This is a genomic window from Staphylococcus sp. GDY8P57P (assembly GCF_017892585.1).
In the GTDB taxonomy this organism is placed as follows: Bacteria; Bacillota; Bacilli; order Staphylococcales; family Staphylococcaceae; genus Staphylococcus; species Staphylococcus borealis.
Genome location: NZ_JAESLK010000036.1, coordinates 20,691 through 38,521 on the forward strand (window position 1 = coordinate 20,691; position 17,831 = coordinate 38,521).

At 36.0% G+C, this 17,831-nt stretch carries 12 protein-coding genes, 1 riboswitch and 1 other annotated feature; of the genes, 11 read left to right on the forward strand and 1 reads right to left on the reverse strand.

Features of this window, described 5'->3' with window-relative positions; all coding sequences use genetic code 11:
- Positions 1-9: 9 nt before the first annotated feature.
- Both gyrB and gyrA read left to right on the forward strand, forming a co-directional pair.
- Positions 10-1,944, forward strand: coding sequence for a DNA topoisomerase (ATP-hydrolyzing) subunit B (gene gyrB, locus KA878_RS10870; protein ID WP_193839824.1), 1,935 nt, complete (start codon positions 10-12; stop codon positions 1,942-1,944).
- Positions 1,945-2,040: 96 nt separating this feature from the next.
- Positions 2,041-4,740 (forward strand): DNA gyrase subunit A, encoded by a 2,700-nt coding sequence (gene gyrA / locus KA878_RS10875; RefSeq protein ID WP_193839825.1) that lies wholly within the window; start codon positions 2,041-2,043, stop codon positions 4,738-4,740.
- A gap of 97 nt (positions 4,741-4,837) precedes the next feature.
- Here gyrA and KA878_RS10880 read toward each other — a convergent pair whose 3' ends face one another.
- Entirely contained in the window at positions 4,838-5,650 is an 813-nt protein-coding gene (locus KA878_RS10880) for an NAD(P)H-hydrate dehydratase (protein ID WP_053030330.1), read from the reverse strand.
- A gap of 366 nt (positions 5,651-6,016) precedes the next feature.
- Positions 6,017-6,215, forward strand: a binding site (T-box leader).
- 86 nt (positions 6,216-6,301) lie between these two features.
- On the opposite strand from KA878_RS10880, the gene serS reads away from it, so the two are divergent.
- The 9 genes from serS to KA878_RS10925 all read left to right on the forward strand — a co-directional run bounded on the left by serS (position 6,302) and on the right by KA878_RS10925 (position 17,477).
- Positions 6,302-7,588, forward strand: coding sequence for a serine--tRNA ligase (gene serS / locus KA878_RS10885; RefSeq protein WP_193839826.1), 1,287 nt, complete (start codon positions 6,302-6,304; stop codon positions 7,586-7,588).
- A 511-nt stretch (positions 7,589-8,099) separates the two neighbouring features.
- On the forward strand, positions 8,100-8,795 hold the full coding sequence (locus tag KA878_RS10890) for an AzlC family ABC transporter permease (protein ID WP_193839827.1): 696 nt from the start codon (positions 8,100-8,102) through the stop codon (positions 8,793-8,795).
- Positions 8,792-9,121 (forward strand): AzlD domain-containing protein, encoded by a 330-nt coding sequence (locus KA878_RS10895; protein WP_053030333.1) that lies wholly within the window; start codon positions 8,792-8,794, stop codon positions 9,119-9,121. Before KA878_RS10890 ends, KA878_RS10895 begins: the two co-directional genes overlap by 4 nt.
- A gap of 100 nt (positions 9,122-9,221) precedes the next feature.
- Positions 9,222-9,323: riboswitch (SAM riboswitch) on the forward strand.
- Positions 9,324-9,392: 69 nt separating this feature from the next.
- The gene (metX, locus tag KA878_RS10900; RefSeq protein ID WP_053030334.1) at positions 9,393-10,361 is read left to right on the forward strand and encodes a homoserine O-acetyltransferase MetX; all 969 of its coding nucleotides are present in this window, start codon (positions 9,393-9,395) and stop codon (positions 10,359-10,361) included.
- Between the two features lie 122 nt (positions 10,362-10,483).
- On the forward strand, positions 10,484-11,410 hold the full coding sequence (locus KA878_RS10905; RefSeq protein ID WP_247878250.1) for a YybS family protein: 927 nt from the start codon (positions 10,484-10,486) through the stop codon (positions 11,408-11,410).
- 27 nt (positions 11,411-11,437) lie between these two features.
- Positions 11,438-13,405 (forward strand): DHH family phosphoesterase, encoded by a 1,968-nt coding sequence (locus KA878_RS10910; protein WP_053030336.1) that lies wholly within the window; start codon positions 11,438-11,440, stop codon positions 13,403-13,405.
- Positions 13,402-13,848 carry a 50S ribosomal protein L9 gene (rplI, locus tag KA878_RS10915; RefSeq protein WP_016930923.1) on the forward strand — a complete coding sequence of 149 codons (447 nt, stop codon included), beginning with the start codon at positions 13,402-13,404 and terminating at the stop codon, positions 13,846-13,848. Before KA878_RS10910 ends, rplI begins: the two co-directional genes overlap by 4 nt.
- Before the next feature lie 671 nt (positions 13,849-14,519).
- Positions 14,520-15,914: a replicative DNA helicase gene (dnaB, locus tag KA878_RS10920; protein ID WP_053030337.1), complete on the forward strand. Its 1,395-nt coding sequence runs from the start codon at positions 14,520-14,522 to the stop codon at positions 15,912-15,914.
- A 279-nt stretch (positions 15,915-16,193) separates the two neighbouring features.
- Positions 16,194-17,477 (forward strand): adenylosuccinate synthase, encoded by a 1,284-nt coding sequence (locus tag KA878_RS10925; RefSeq protein WP_053030338.1) that lies wholly within the window; start codon positions 16,194-16,196, stop codon positions 17,475-17,477.
- Positions 17,478-17,831 lie beyond the last annotated feature (354 nt).

A 17,831-nucleotide genomic window follows, 5' to 3' on the forward strand; every position in this document is an offset into this window, starting at 1 on the left:
TAGAAAGTGATGGTGAATACATTGTCAGATGTAAACAACACAGATAACTATGGTGCTGGACAGATACAGGTATTAGAAGGGTTAGAAGCCGTTCGTAAAAGACCTGGTATGTATATAGGTTCAACTTCAGAGAGAGGTTTGCACCACTTAGTATGGGAAATCGTGGATAACAGTATCGACGAGGCACTTGCTGGTTATGCAGATCAAATTGAAGTGATTATTGAAAAAGACAATTGGATTAAAGTAACTGACAATGGTCGAGGTATTCCTGTTGATATTCAAGAAAAAATGGGTCGTCCAGCAGTTGAAGTTATCTTAACTGTACTACATGCTGGTGGTAAATTCGGCGGTGGCGGTTATAAAGTATCTGGCGGTCTACATGGTGTAGGTTCTTCAGTTGTTAACGCATTGTCTGAAGACTTAGAGGTATACGTTCATCGTAACGATACAATCTATCATCAAGCATATAAAAAAGGTGTACCACAATTTGATCTTAAAGAAGTAGGTAGCACTGATAAAACAGGTACAGTGATTCGCTTTAAAGCAGATGGCGAAATATTCACTGAAACAACCGTTTATAACTATGAAACACTTCAAAAACGTATTAGAGAGCTGGCATTCTTAAACAAAGGTATTTCAATCACTTTAAGAGATGAACGTGAAGATGAAGAACAACGTGAAGATACATATCATTATGAAGGCGGTATTAAATCTTACGTTGAATTACTAAATGAAAATAAAGAGCCAATTCATGAAGAGCCAATCTATATTCACCAAACTAAAGATGATGTAGAAATTGAAATCGCTATGCAGTATAACAGTGGTTATGCAACGAACTTATTATCTTATGCGAATAATATTCACACATATGAAGGTGGTACGCATGAAGATGGCTTTAAACGTGCATTAACACGTATATTAAATAGTTACGGCACACAAAGTAAAATCATTAAAGATGACAAAGAAAGATTGTCTGGTGAAGATACACGTGAAGGTTTAACAGCTGTCGTATCAATTAAACATGGTGATCCTCAATTCGAAGGACAAACAAAGACGAAATTAGGTAACTCTGAAGTACGTCAAATTGTTGATAGATTGTTTGCTGAACATTTTGAACGTTTCTTATACGAACATCCAAATGTTGCTCGTATTGTTGTGGAAAAAGGAATCATGGCATCACGTGCACGTGTTGCAGCTAAAAAAGCACGTGAAGTAACACGCCGTAAATCAGCTTTAGAAATTTCAAGCTTACCAGGTAAACTTGCCGATTGTTCAAGTAAGAAACCTGAAGAAAGTGAAATCTTCCTAGTAGAGGGTGACTCTGCCGGGGGGTCTACAAAAGAAGGTCGTGACTCTAAAACACAAGCAATCTTGCCATTAAGAGGTAAAATCTTAAACGTTGAAAAAGCACGTCTAGACCGTATTCTAAATAACAATGAAATACGTCAAATGATTACAGCCTTTGGTACTGGTATTGGCGGCGAGTTCGATATCACTAAAGCACGTTATCATAAAATTGTAATTATGACAGATGCTGATGTCGATGGTGCACATATTAGAACGCTACTACTAACGTTCTTCTATCGTTTCATGAGACCATTAATTGAAGCGGGATATGTATATATCGCACAACCACCATTGTACAAATTGGCACAAGGTAAACAAAAATATTATGTATTTAACGATCGTGAACTTGATAAATTAAAATCAGAATTAAGTCCTACGCCTAAATGGAAAATTTCACGTTATAAAGGTTTAGGAGAAATGAATGCGGATCAATTATGGGAAACGACAATGAATCCTGAAAACCGTATGATGTTACAAGTTAAATTAGATGATGCGATTGAAGCGGACCAAACGTTTGAAATGTTAATGGGTGATGTCGTTGAAAATCGCAGACAATTTATCGAAGACAATGCAGTATATGCAAACCTAGATTTCTAAATTAGCGTGAACGAATGAACATGTTGAAGACTGTATAGCGAATGGCTTGCAGTCTTGCTATTTTAAGTGAATTGATTATAGAAGGAGGATATCTTGATGGCTGACTTACCTCAATCAAGAATAAATGAACGAAATATAACCAGCGAGATGCGCGAATCATTTTTAGACTATGCAATGAGCGTTATCGTTTCACGTGCGTTACCTGATGTACGTGATGGTTTAAAACCTGTACACCGTCGTATCTTATATGGCTTAAATGAACAAGGTATGACCCCTGATAAACCATATAAAAAATCAGCACGTATCGTTGGGGATGTAATGGGTAAATATCACCCTCACGGAGACTTATCAATTTATGATGCCATGGTTAGAATGGCACAAACATTCAGCTATCGCTATCCACTTGTTGATGGTCAAGGTAACTTCGGTTCAATGGACGGTGATGGTGCCGCTGCCATGCGTTATACTGAAGCCAAGATGACTAAAATTACGTTAGAGCTACTACGTGATATTAATAAAGATACGATTGATTTCCTAGATAACTATGATGGTACTGAAAGAGAGCCGGAAGTCTTACCTTCTCGTTTCCCTAACTTATTAGTGAACGGTGCATCAGGTATTGCTGTAGGTATGGCAACAAATATTCCTCCTCACAATTTAACTGAAGTCATCAACGGTGTTTTACATTTAAGTAAGAATCCAGATGTTACGATTGCAGAACTTATGGAAGATATTCAAGGCCCTGATTTTCCAACAGCTGGTTTAATCCTAGGCAAGAGTGGTATCCGACGTGCATATGAAACAGGACGTGGATCTATTCAAATGCGTGCACGTGCAGAAATTGAAGAACGTGGTGGCGGTCGCCAACGTATCGTAGTGACTCAAATCCCATATCAAGTTAATAAAGCACGTATGATTGAAAAGATAGCGGAACTTGTTCGTGACAAGAAAATCGAAGGTATTACAGATTTACGTGATGAAACAAGTTTACGTACAGGTGTTAGAGTAGTTATTGATGTACGTAAAGATGCAAACGCCAATGTTATCTTGAACAATCTCTACAAACAAACACCATTACAAACGTCATTCGGTGTGAATATGATTGCACTGGTTAATGGACGTCCAAAATTAATCAATTTAAAACAAGCTTTAGTTGAATACTTAGAGCATCAAAAGACTGTCGTACGCCGTCGTACAGAATATAACTTGAAAAAAGCGAAAGACCGTGCACATATCTTAGAAGGTTTACGCATTGCATTAGATCATATCGATGAGATTATTACGACAATTCGTGAATCAGAAACAGATAAAGTCGCAATGGAAACATTACAATCGCGTTTTAAATTGTCTGAACGCCAAGCACAAGCTATTCTTGATATGCGTTTAAGACGTTTAACAGGTTTAGAACGAGATAAAATTGAAAATGAATATAACGAATTGCTCGGCTATATTTCTGAATTAGAAGCAATCTTAGCCGATGACGAAGTGTTACTTCAATTAGTTCGAGATGAATTAACAGACATCAAAGAACGCTTCGGTGACGAACGTCGTACGGAAATTCAATTAGGTGGTTTAGATGATCTCGAAGATGAAGATCTTATTCCAGAAGAACAAATTGTTATTACATTAAGTCATAATAATTATATTAAACGATTACCTGTTTCTACGTATCGTTCGCAACACCGTGGAGGACGTGGTGTTCAAGGTATGAATACATTGGAAGAAGACTTCGTCAGCCAACTTGTTACGTTAAGTACGCATGATCATGTTTTATTCTTCACGAATAAAGGTCGTGTATACAAACTTAAAGGTTATGAAGTGCCAGAATTATCTCGACAATCTAAAGGTATTCCAGTCATCAATGCGATTGAATTGGATAATGATGAGACAATCAGTACTATGATTGCGGTTAGAGATCTCGAAGATGAAGATAGTTACTTAGTATTTGCAACTAAAAACGGTATTGTGAAACGTTCTGCGTTAAGCAATTTCTCACATATCAATAAGAATGGTAAAATTGCGATTGGTTTCAAAGAAGATGATGAATTAATTGCAGTCCGTCTTACAGATGGTCACCAAGACATCTTAATTGGTACATCTCACGCTTCATTAATCAGATTTGCAGAAACAAGTTTACGTCCATTAGGTCGAACTGCTGCAGGTGTAAGAGGTATCTCATTACGTGAAGATGATGTTGTAGTAGGTCTAGATGTTGCCCATGCCGATAGTGAAGATGAAATTCTTGTTGTCACTGAAAATGGTTATGGTAAACGTACGCCAGTAAGTGAATATCGCTTATCAAACCGTGGCGGTAAAGGTATTAAGACTGCGAAGATTACAGAACGTAATGGTAACATCGTTTGTATCACAACAGTTACTGGTGAAGAAGATTTAATGATTGTTACCAATAGTGGTGTGATTATTCGTTTAGAAGTAGAAGATATTTCTCAAAATGGTCGTGCAACACAAGGTGTACGCTTAATGAAATTAGGCGAAGATCAATTTGTTTCAACGGTTGCTAAAGTCATTGATAAAACAGAAGATGAAGATGCAACTGAAGCAGCACAAGTTGAAGATGGTGAAACAAATGCAGAAAGTACAGAAAGCCCTAGCGAAGAAGTTGTAGATGATGATACACCAGGTAATGCACTTCATACGGAAGCGGATGAAGATACGGAAACAGTAACTGAGGATAATGCAACAGATGAACGTATTGAAGTTAGACAAGACTTTATGGATCGTGTGAATGAAGACATTGATAATGCATCTAACGATGATGAAAACGATGAGAATTAAAGGCTAATCCATAGTGATCAGCGATAACAGGATAGATTCATTTAATAAAAATAAGACTTCCCTTTCGCTAGGGAAGTCTTATTTTTATTTGATTCAATTAGTTTTCTAACTCTTTCATCACATATGGGATTTCACTAATTAAACGTGAAGGTGGCACGACGTACATAGATTCAGATAATTTCTCTCCAATATAACTGTGTGTATATGTTGCGCTTGTAATTGCATCTCTAAAATCATCAAACTGGCCAACAAAGCTAGTAATCATTCCAGCTAATGTATCGCCCATACCACCAGTTGCCATTGCTGGCGTACCAATTGTCAGTCTATATTCTTTATCTTTGAAGAATATTTCAGTACCGTGTTTTTTCAGTACAACAGCAGCACCTAACTTATCAACAGCTTCTCTATTACGTTCGTAAGTTTGCTCTTCAATAGGGATACCACTTAAACGTTCCCATTCTTTTTGATGTGGTGTAAAGATGACACGGCAAGTTGGAATATCAGGTTTTAGTTTACTAAATATTGTAATCGCATCACCATCAACAATTAAATTTTGGTGTGGTTGTATATTTTGTAGTAAAAACGTAATTGCGTTATTACCTTTGAAATCGACACCTAACCCTGGTCCAATTAAAATGCTATCTGTGTTTTCGATCATTTTCGTTAACATTTTAGTGTCGTTAATATCGATTACCATTGCCTCTGGACAACGTGAATGGAGTGCCGCATGGTTTGTAGGATGTGTAGCTACTGTAATTAACCCACTTCCACTATAAACACATGCACGCGCAGCTAACATGATTGCGCCACCTAAATTGGCACTTCCACCTATCAGTAGAATCTTTCCATAGTCACCTTTATGTGTCTCTTCTTTTCTCTTCGGAATATTAACAGTTGTTAATGTTTCCATAAATTAAACCCTCCCTTGAAGACGTTGTGAACGTATAATGTTAGAAAAATGTGTGTACCGCCATTACTGTATATAACTCAAATTTCAAGTGACAATGAAATGCGTAGCGATAGCATCCATGATGACTTAGTTGATTGAGTTCTAAATTGGATTGTTTGTCTATACCTTTTTTAAATACAATAGAAAATATTATACCTGTGAAAGACTTTCGTCAACACTATTATGAAGAATATTTAATTATACGTATCATAAGGTCCCTACATGGCTTTATAGAGGGCGTATACAATAAGATAAATATAATATTATTTAGCATTTACTTGCTAATTATAAAGGAGTTTGCTATATTAAAAATAACTTAATAAGTTATTGTTCGTGGGACAAGTAACATAATCAATTAATTTCAGAGAGCTTGTGTTGAGTGTGAACAAGTAATTGATGATTATGCGAATCTACCTACAATTGTGAACAACCGGTAATAACCGTTATTTTAAGGAAAGTGCAATTCGATACATCTATTGTGTCAAATTGTTAAATAGGGTGGCAACGCGTAGACCACGTCCCTTGTAAAGGGGATGTGGTCTTTTTTTATTGAGCAAGACGCATGTTATCCAAAATAAAAATTTTCAAAAAATTGGGAAGGATGAATGTTACATGTTAGACATTAGACTATTCAGAGAAGAAGCTGACAAAGTTAAGAGCAAAATTGAATTACGTGGAGATGATCCTAAAGTTGTTGACGAGGTATTAGAATTAGATAATGAACGCCGTCAATTAATTGGTAAGACTGAAGAAATGAAAGCACGTCGTAACAAAGTAAGTGAAGAAATCGCTGAAAAGAAACGTAATAAAGAAAATGCAGACGACGTTATTAAAGAAATGCGTGAACTTGGTGACGAAATCAAAGAAAACGACGCTAAACTTAATGAAGTGGATAATAAAGTTAGAGATATCTTAATTCGTATTCCTAACCTAATTGCTGAAGATGTACCACAAGGGGATTCTGATGAAGAAAATGTTGAAGTTAAAAAATGGGGTACACCTCGTGAGTTTGACTTCGAACCTAAAGCACACTGGGACTTAGTTGAAGAATTAAAAATGGCAGACTTTGAACGTGCTGCAAAAATTTCAGGTGCGCGTTTCGTATACTTAACTAAAGATGGTGCATTATTAGAACGTGCATTAATGAACTACATGCTTACAAAACATACAACACAACATGGTTACACTGAAATGATGACACCTCAATTAGTTAACGCAGATACAATGTTTGGTACTGGTCAGTTACCTAAATTTGAAGAAGACTTATTCAAAGTTGAAAAAGAAGGTCTATACACAATCCCAACTGCAGAAGTACCATTAACAAACTTCTACAGAGACGAAATCATTCAACCAGGCGTACTACCTGAAAAATTCACTGCTCAAACTGCTTGTTTCCGTAGTGAAGCTGGATCAGCAGGTAGAGACACAAGAGGTTTAATCCGTTTACACCAATTTGACAAAGTTGAAATGGTACGTATCGAAAAACCAGAAGATTCTTGGGATGCATTAGAAGATATGACACAAAATGCGGAAGCAATTCTTGAAGAATTAGGTTTACCTTACCGTCGTGTTATCTTATGTACTGGCGATATTGGTTTCAGTGCAAGTAAAACATATGACTTAGAAGTTTGGTTACCAAGTTATGACAACTATAAAGAAATCAGTTCTTGCTCAAACTGTACTGATTTCCAAGCGCGTCGTGCTAACATCCGCTTCAAACGTGATGCAGCTTCTAAACCAGAATTAGCACATACATTAAATGGTAGTGGTCTTGCAGTAGGTCGTACATTTGCAGCAATCGTTGAAAACTACCAAAATGCAGATGGCTCAATTACAATTCCTGAAGCATTAGTACCATTCATGGGTGGTAAAACTGAAATCCGTCCAGTTAACGACTAATTCGATTATTAGTTAGCTTATAACGTTAATTTATAGAGTACGGAATAAGCGATAATATACTAAAGCTACAGTGCAAATTCGCAGTAGCTGACTGAGCTGAGAAGGTGTTTATATAACACTTTTTCAGCTCTCTTTTTATGGTGTTAAACCAATATGAATGTCATAAACAAAGTGAATAGGTGGCAGGAATGCTGCAATGAAACTACATTGAATTGTGGTCTATGATGTCTTGAATATACAATCAATCATGTTAAAAATTCACTTTTTCTTAATAAAGTGATGAAGTAAAAAGGATGGATTTAGACTACTTTCAGAGGTGTAATATACGCTTTGTTGTCAAAAAATAGACACATTAGATATACCTTTAAATCAGTAGTTCTAAGTATTCTGTTAGTCTAACATCACACAACTCTATGTCTAACGTTGTTGCCACTCTAGCATCCGTATATTAGACTAAAATTATTAATAAAATACTGTTCTAAAATATTAAGCATAAAGGGAGGTTACAAAGATGACATCACATGTGACGTTTAAGCAAGGCGTTAAAGAATGTATACCTACTTTGTTAGGATACGTTGGGATTGGTTTATCGTTTGGCATTGTAGCTGCGTCACAACATTTTAGTATCATTGAAATACTATTATTATGTTTACTTGTCTATGCTGGCGCAGCACAATTTATTATTTGTGCACTCGTTGCTACAGGCACACCGATTTCTGCTATTGTTCTTACAACATTGATTGTCAATTCACGTTTCTTCCTATTATCAATGACGTTAGCACCCAATTATAAAGACTATGGTATTTGGAATCGTCTAGGTCTGTCTTCAATTTTGACAGATGAAACATTTGGCGTCGCTATCACACCGCATTTAAAAGGGGAGAAGATAAACGATCGGTGGTTACATGGCTTAAATTTAACCGCATATGCATTTTGGGCACTAGCCAGTATTGTTGGTGCATTACTTGGTAAATATATCTCTAATCCAGACATGTTGGGTCTCGATTTTGCGATTACAGCAATGTTTATCTTTTTAACCATGGCACAATTTGAGTCAATCACATCATCTAAACTACGCATATACCTTGTACTTATCGTATTTGTTATCGTGATGATGCTCAGCTTAAGTTGGTTTATGCCATCATACGTTGCAATTCTGATTGCATCGATGCTAGCAGCAACATTAGGGGTGGTGATGGATAAATGACAACATCTTGGCATATGTTTATCTTAATCGTGTTATGTGGACTTGTAACGTTAATCATTCGAGTAGTTCCATTCTTAATGATTTCACGTATTCAACTCTCAGAAACGGTAATTAAATGGCTATCATTTATTCCAATTACATTATTTACAGCACTGATATTAGATGGCATTATCGTACAACAGGAAGGTGTAGCAGGATACACCCTTAATATTCCGTTTATTCTTGTGACGATTCCAACGGTGTTTATTGCACTTTTCACGCGTAGTCTGACTACAACCATTCTAGTAGGTATTGTGCTGATTGCAGGCCTACGTTTTTTCTTTTAGAAAAGGCAGAACCCAATAGCTAACGATTGAAGTTAGCTATACAATTAGATACAATAAATTCAAATTACAATTTGAATAAGTAAATGAATAGAGATAATAGAACTTATTAAGAGAAGTGGAGGGACACGGCCCTAAGAAACTTCAGCAACCGGCGATGCATACGCACGGTGCTACGACCAACGAGATACTCGAATGATAAGTAATAGAGACGAATCGCCTCATACTTTGAAGAGTATAGGCGATTTTTTTAGTATTCAAAGGAGGTAACCGCATGACCAATTACACGGTAGAAACATTAAATTTAGGACCTTTTACAACTGAATCAGGCGAAATGATTAAAAACTTACAATTGCGTTATGAACATGTGGGCTATGCGGGGCAACCACTCGTTGTGGTCTGCCATGCGCTTACTGGTAATCATTTAACATATGGCACAGATGATGCGCCTGGTTGGTGGCGTGAAATCATAGATGGCGGTTATATGCCGATTTATGATTATCAATTTCTTACGTTCAATGTCATCGGTAGCCCCTTTGGTTCAAGTTCTCCTTTAACTGATCCTAATTTTCCGGAGCATTTAACGTTGAGGGATATTGTGAAAGCAATTGAAATGGGGATTCAAGCGCTTGGTTTCAACAAGATTAATATTTTAATTGGTGGTAGTTTAGGTGGTATGCAAGTTATGGAACTGCTCTACAACCATCAATTTCAAGTGGATAAGGCGGTTATTCTAGCGGCTACGGATAAAACATCATCGTATAGTCGTGCGTTCAACGAAATTGCACGTGAGGCGATTCATCTTGGCGGCAAAGAAGGCCTTAGTATTGCCCGACAATTAGGATTTCTAACGTATCGGTCATCTAAAAGTTATGATCAACGCTTTTCACCCGACGAAGTTGTAAGCTATCAACGACATCAAGGTAATAAATTTAAAGAAACTTATGATTTATCCTGCTACCTGACAATGTTAAATGTATTAGATAGTCATAATGTTGACCGTGGACGTACAAATGTGGATGATGTTTATCAATCATTAGATACAAAGGTTTTAACTATGGGCTTCACGGATGATTTATTATATCCAGATGATCAAGTGAGAGCAGTAGGGGAGCGTTTTAAATATCATCGCCATTTCTTCGTTCCAGATAATGTAGGTCATGATGGCTTTTTATTAAATTTCAATGACTGGGCACCGAACTTATATCATTTTCTTAAAGTAACGAACTTCAAACGAAAATAGATGAAGCGGGTAAGTTAGAATATAGAAGAAAACACGCAATGATGGAATCGTATATTACTCAATCTTCACAATTTGTTTTAATTTTGCTTAGAGGTTAAAATAGAGGTTATAGTCAAAAAAGTATAGGAGTGGCGAATGTGTTTTCAAAAGTACATCCTAAAGCAACAATTATAGGAACAATTGCACTTGTTATGGTTGCTTTAGTTACGTATGTATTACCAATACTAGGGCTGATTCTATGTTTATTCGCTACGATTCCAGGCATTATTTTATGGAATAAATCTATTCCATCATTTGGAATTGGAGCGCTAATCACAGTTATTCTTACCACATTATTGGGTAATACATTTGTATTAAGTGCCATGATTTTAGTTTTAATGCTTAGCTTTATTATTGGCCAATTATTGAAAGAACGTGCCTCTAAAGAACGCATCTTATTTATAGCTACAACATATTTAAGTATATTTACTTTAGTCGCATTTATGCTATTACAAACGTTTAAAAAGATACCTAGCGCTACGACATTAATTAAGCCTTTCAAAGATGCAATGCACAATGCGGTTGTAACGACAGGCGTAGAATCAGATTATAAAACGATTCTTGAAGAAGGGTTCCGTCAAATGGCAGTCCAACTTCCAAGTTTTATAATCGTTATAGTCTTTATTTTAGTCTTAATTAACATAATTATTACATTTCCAATTCTTCGTAAATTTAAAGTAGCTACACCAATTTTTAAACCATTATTTGCTTGGCAGCTTAACCGTTCATTACTTTGGGTTTATATGGTTGTTTTATTATGCGTAATGTTCGCAACAGGGCCAAGTACTTTCCAAAGCATCGTATTAAATTTCGAAGTTGTGTTATCATTACTGATGTATATCCAAGGATTGAGTTTAATTCATTTCTTTGGTAAAGCAAAACGTATTCCAAATGTTGTAACGATATTGCTGATGGTTGTGGGGACAATTATTACACCAGCAACACATATCATTGCATTACTTGGTGTACTTGATTTAGGAATTAATTTAAAACGAATGATTAAAAAATGACTTTAAAAAGTGAATAGAGGTGGAATAATGAACCGTCAATCCACTAAGAAGGCATTACTCATACCATTTATTTTAATGGTACTTACTTCAATTGCACTTGTCGTAGTATGGTTTATCTTTAAACCATTAGTTGCGACCATTGCAGCAGCTATTTTAGTCGTGATGATTATTATTGGCATTGTATTAGTAAGACAGGCCTTGTTGAAAATGGATAATTATGTGGATAATTTAAGTGGTCATATCTCGGCTGGAAGCAATAGGGCAATTAAACGATTGCCAATTGGCATGGTCGTTCTTGATGCTGATGATCATATTGAATGGATTAACCAGTACATGTCTGAACACTTAGAAACGAATGTCATCTCAGAACCAGTCAATGAAGTTTTTCCGAATATTTTAAAGCAGTTGGAAAAGGTGCAAGAAGTCGAAATCGAACATGGCCAATATCATTACCATGTACGTCATTCTGAAGAGGAAAATTGTCTATATTTCTTTGATATCACAGATGAAGTGCATACCAATGAACTATATGAAGAATCAAAACCGATTATTGCAACATTATTCTTAGATAACTATGATGAAATCACGCAAAATATGAACGACACACAACGTTCTGAAATCAACTCAATGGTAACACGAGTGATTAGTCGTTGGGCATCAGAATATAATATTTTCTTCAAACGTTATAATTCTGACCAGTTCGTTGCGTATTTAAATCAAAAAATATTAGCCGAAGTTGAAGAATCGAACTTTGAAATTCTTAGCCAACTACGCGAAAAAAGTGTTGGTTACCGTGCCCAATTAACATTGAGTATCGGTGTCGGTGAAGGTACTGAGAACTTAATTGATCTTGGTGAGTTATCACAATCTGGTTTAGATTTAGCATTAGGTCGTGGTGGTGACCAAGTAGCAATTAAAAATATGAACGGAAATGTACGATTCTATGGCGGTAAGACTGACCCGATGGAAAAACGTACGCGTGTAAGAGCGCGTGTTATTTCTCATGCATTAAAGGATATCTTAACCGAAGGCGACAAAGTAATTATTATGGGACACAAACGTCCCGATTTAGATGCGATTGGTGCAGCGATAGGTGTATCAAGATTCGCATTAATGAATAACTTAGAAGCCTACGTAGTCTTGAATGAGGAAGATATTGATCCAACATTACGTCGTGTAATGGATGAAATCGATAAGAAACCAGAATTGAAAGAGCGATTCGTCACATCAGATGAAGCTTGGGATATGATGACATCTAAATCTACGATCGTCGTTGTGGATACACATAAACCAGAGATGGTATTAGATGAGAACATTTTAAATAAAGCTAACCGTAAAGTGGTCATTGACCATCATAGACGAGGAGAAAGCTTTATTTCTAACCCGTTATTAGTTTATATGGAACCTTACGCAAGTTCGACAGCAGAACTTGTGACAGAGTTATTAGAATATCAACCAACTGAACAACGTTTAACACGTTTAGAATCTACAGTCATGTATGCAGGTATTATCGTTGATACACGTAACTTCACATTACGTACAGGTTCTAGAACGTTTGACGCTGCAAGCTATTTACGTGCTCACGGCGCAGATACGATATTAACACAACATTTCTTAAAAGATGATGTCGATACGTATATTAATCGTTCAGAGCTTATTCGAACAGTTGAAGTTCAAGATAATGGTATAGCGATAGCACATGGTTCTAACGAAAAAATTTATCATCCTGTTACAGTTGCACAAGCTGCGGATGAGTTGTTAAGTTTAGAAGGTATAGAGGCTTCTTATGTTGTGGCTAAACGTGAAGATAACTTAATAGGTATCTCAGCACGTTCATTAGGCTCTATTAATGTTCAATTAACGATGGAAGCATTAGGTGGCGGCGGTCACTTAACGAATGCTGCAACGCAATTGAAAGGATTATCAATTGAAGAAGCGATTGAACAATTACAACAAGCAATTACAGAACAAATGAGTAGGAGTGAAGACGCATGAAAGTAATTTTCACACAAGACGTTAAAGGTAAAGGTAAAAAAGGCGAAATTAAAGATGTACCAGTAGGTTATGCAAATAACTTTTTAATTAAAAATAACTATGCTGTTGAAGCAACTCCAGGTAATTTAAAACAATTAGAACAACAAAATAAACGTGCTGAAGCGGACAGACAAAAAGAAATCGATGACGCTAAAGCATTAAAAGCTAAATTAGAAGAAATCGAAGTTGAAGTAAGTGCTAAAACTGGTGAAGGTGGCAAATTGTTTGGTTCTGTAAGTACGAAACAAATTGCTGAAGCACTTAAAACACAACATGATATTAAAATTGATAAACGTAAAATGGATTTACCTCAAGGTATCCATGCATTAGGTTATACAAATGTACCTGTTAAATTAGATAAAGAAGTTGAAGGAACTATTCGTGTTCATACAGTAGAAAAATAAGTTTTCCTTTCCTAGCGGAAAGAAATTTTGTTGGTTGGCTTTTAACTACGCTTAAGTTGATACGCTTTCCCAGGGTACAGTTTTAGCCAGAATTACCTCACAGATAAATCTGTGGGTAATTCTAAGGTCTTCAACTTGTACTGTTCCCTCGGGAGTCTTTCAACTACGCTTCGTTAGCCAACCACAAAATTTCTCTTTTTCTAAAAAGAATTTATTATTTTATCTTAAGTGGAATTCTTCAAAATCGTAATTTTAAAAATAAAGTTATTATTTAACTTGAAAAAGTAAAACAAGTTTTTAATTTTAATTGCTAATTATAATAATTTGGGAAGATAAGTAACTCAAACAAATAATGCTAAGATAAATAACGCAGCGTAGTTGTGAGACTCCTAGTGGAAAAGAAAGCGGGAGTGGGACATAAATAATATAATAATGCTATTTAGCAAATTCGCAGTAGTTGACTGAACTGAGAAGGCGCTTTTCTCAGTTCTAGTCACCCTTGCAGGGGTGGGACGACGAATTTAAAAGAATTCTGTCCCACTCCCTTTCCCACAGGAAAGCGAAACAACTTAAGCAAGTGACCATTTATCTTAGAATTAAAATTTAATTGAGCAATGTTGCACTGTGTTTGAGAAACTTTAGATGGATTAGATTTAGAGGTGTATGAATCAATGGATAATATGTATGAGCAAAAACAAATGCCACATAACAATGAAGCTGAACAATCTGTCTTAGGTGCAATTATTTTAGATCCACAATTGATTAATTCGACTCAGGAAGTGCTTCTTCCTGAGTCCTTTTATAGAGGTGCCCACCAACACATCTTCAGAGCGATGATGAATCTGAATGAAGATGGTGATGAAATTGATGTCGTAACGTTAATGGATCAATTAACTAAAGAAGGTACATTAAGTGAGGCTGGTGGTCCTCAATATTTAGCGGAACTCTCAAATAATGTACCAACGACACGTAATATTCAGTACTACACAAATATCGTTTCAAATCATGCATTGAAGCGCAGATTAATTCAAACTGCGGATAGCATTGCGAATGATGGTTATGATAATGAACTCGAATTAGATGCGATTTTAAGTGATGCAGAGCGACGCATTCTTGAACTATCATCTAATCGACAAAGTGATGGATTTAAGGATATTAGAGATGTATTAGGGCAAGTTTATGAAACAGCTGAAGAACTCGATCAAAATAGTGGTCAAACACCGGGTATTCCTACCGGGTATCGCGATTTAGATCAAATGACAGCTGGGTTTAACCGAAATGATTTAATTATTTTAGCAGCCCGTCCTTCAGTAGGTAAGACTGCCTTCGCTCTTAATATTGCGCAAAAGGTAGCGACACATGAAGGTAATTATACTGTTGGTATTTTCTCACTCGAGATGGGGGCAGACCAATTAGCAACACGTATGATTTGTAGTTCAGGTAATGTGGACTCTAACCGATTACGTACAGGTACGATGACAGAAGAAGACTGGAATCGATTTACAATTGCAGTCGGTAAATTATCACGTACTAAAATTTTCATCGATGATACACCTGGTATTCGAATTACAGACTTACGTTCTAAATGTCGTCGTTTAAAACAAGAGCACGGTTTAGATATGATTGTGATTGACTACTTACAGTTGATTCAAGGTAGTGGTTCTCGTGCTTCTGATAACAGACAACAAGAAGTATCTGAGATTTCACGTACATTAAAAGCGATTGCGCGTGAATTAGAATGTCCTGTTATCGCACTAAGTCAGTTATCTCGTGGTGTGGAACAACGTCAAGATAAACGACCAATGATGAGTGATATTCGTGAATCTGGTTCTATCGAGCAAGATGCTGATATCGTTGCCTTCTTATATCGTGATGATTATTATAATCGTGGCGAGGGTGAGGATGATGACGCAGGTTTCGAACCACAATCAAATGATGAAAATGGCGAAATTGAAATCATTATCGCTAAACAACGTAATGGTCCGACAGGGACTGTGAAGCTACACTTTATGAAACAATATAATAAATTTACAGACATTGATTATGCACATGCGGATATGTCATAAAAATATTTTTTACCGTACATTAAAAGTTTTGTAAACTTAAATGTACGGTTTTTATTTTGTTTTGGCAATGATTTTTAAGCGTAAGTATGTATAATGATTTTTGATAAAAAGAACTTTAATACGCTTAATATCAACGTTTTAAAAGATTTATTGAATAGAATAATATTTAAGTAATGACGTGATATGTCTTAAATTTAATGTTCGATTTTTATTTGCATTATAAGGTTCGTATTGATAGAATACTTAATGGTTAATTGAGAAAACTTTGGAGGTGCTCACATGTCATCAATCGTAGTTGTTGGGACACAATGGGGAGACGAAGGTAAAGGTAAAATTACAGATTTCTTAGCAGAACAAGCAGATGTTATTGCGCGCTTTTCAGGAGGTAATAACGCAGGTCATACGATTCAATTTGGTGGAGAAACTTATAAATTACATTTAGTACCATCAGGCATTTTTTACAAAGATAAATTAGCAGTGATTGGTAACGGCGTTGTTGTAGATCCAGTTGCATTATTAAAAGAGTTAGACGCTTTAAATGAACGTGGTGTATCTACTTCAAACTTACGTATTTCTAACCGTGCGCAAGTCATTCTTCCATATCACTTAGCACAAGATGAATATGAAGAACGTCGTCGTGGCGATAATAAAATCGGTACGACTAAAAAAGGTATCGGACCAGCTTATGTTGATAAAGCACAACGTATTGGTATCCGCATGGCTGACTTATTAGAAAAAGAAACATTCGAAAGACGTTTAAAAGAAAACATTGAAGTTAAAAATGCATATTTCAAAGGTATGTTTAATGAAACTTGCCCACGTTTCGATGAAATCTTTGATGAATACTATGCTGCAGGTCAACGTCTAAAAGAATTTGTTACGGATACTTCTAAAATCTTAGACGATGCATTTGTAGCTGAAGAAAAAGTTTTATTTGAAGGTGCACAAGGTGTCATGTTAGATATTGACCACGGTACATATCCTTTCGTAACTTCAAGTAACCCTGTTGCAGGTAACGTAACAGTTGGTACAGGTGTAGGCCCAACTTTCGTATCTAAAGTGATTGGTGTATGTAAAGCATATACTTCTCGTGTAGGTGACGGTCCATTCCCTACAGAATTATTTGATGAAGATGGACATCATATTAGAGAGGTTGGTCGTGAATACGGTACAACAACAGGACGTCCACGTCGTGTAGGTTGGTTTGATTCAGTTGTCTTACGTCACTCTCGTCGTGTTAGCGGTATTACAGACTTATCTATTAACTCTATCGACGTGCTTACAGGTCTTGATACAGTGAAGATTTGTACTGCATATGAATTAGATGGAGAAGAAATTACAGAATATCCAGCTAACCTTGATCAATTACGTCGTTGTAAACCAATCTTTGAAGAATTACCAGGATGGAAAGAAGATATCACTGGTTGCCGTACATTGGAAGAATTACCAGACAATGCACGTAAATACTTAGAACGCATTTCTGAATTATGTAATGTACGTATTTCAATCTTCTCAGTAGGTCCAGACCGTGATCAAACAAATTTATTAGAACAATTGTGGTAAGAAAAGGTGCGAAGAAAAGGTGTGGAAGTGAGCGTTTAGGTTTTGAGCAGAATCGAAAAGTGAGCAAAACTGTTTCTCAAGTTTTGCCGAGCTTTGAGAATTTCTGCCGAAAAACCTGCTCACTGAAACCCGTTCATCATTCCGGAAATACCATTTATTTTTGTAGGCATTGATTCGTTCAGTGCCTATTTTTTATACAAATATGAGTGTAAAAAGATTTAAAATGATACATATATAACCTTAAAATCCTTGTTACAATAATGCTTTTCTAAAAATTAAGGGATTTATAAAAAAATATTAAAATTATGTAAAAAATGTCTTGTCTTCAAAATAAAGCCTGTGCTATAATCTATC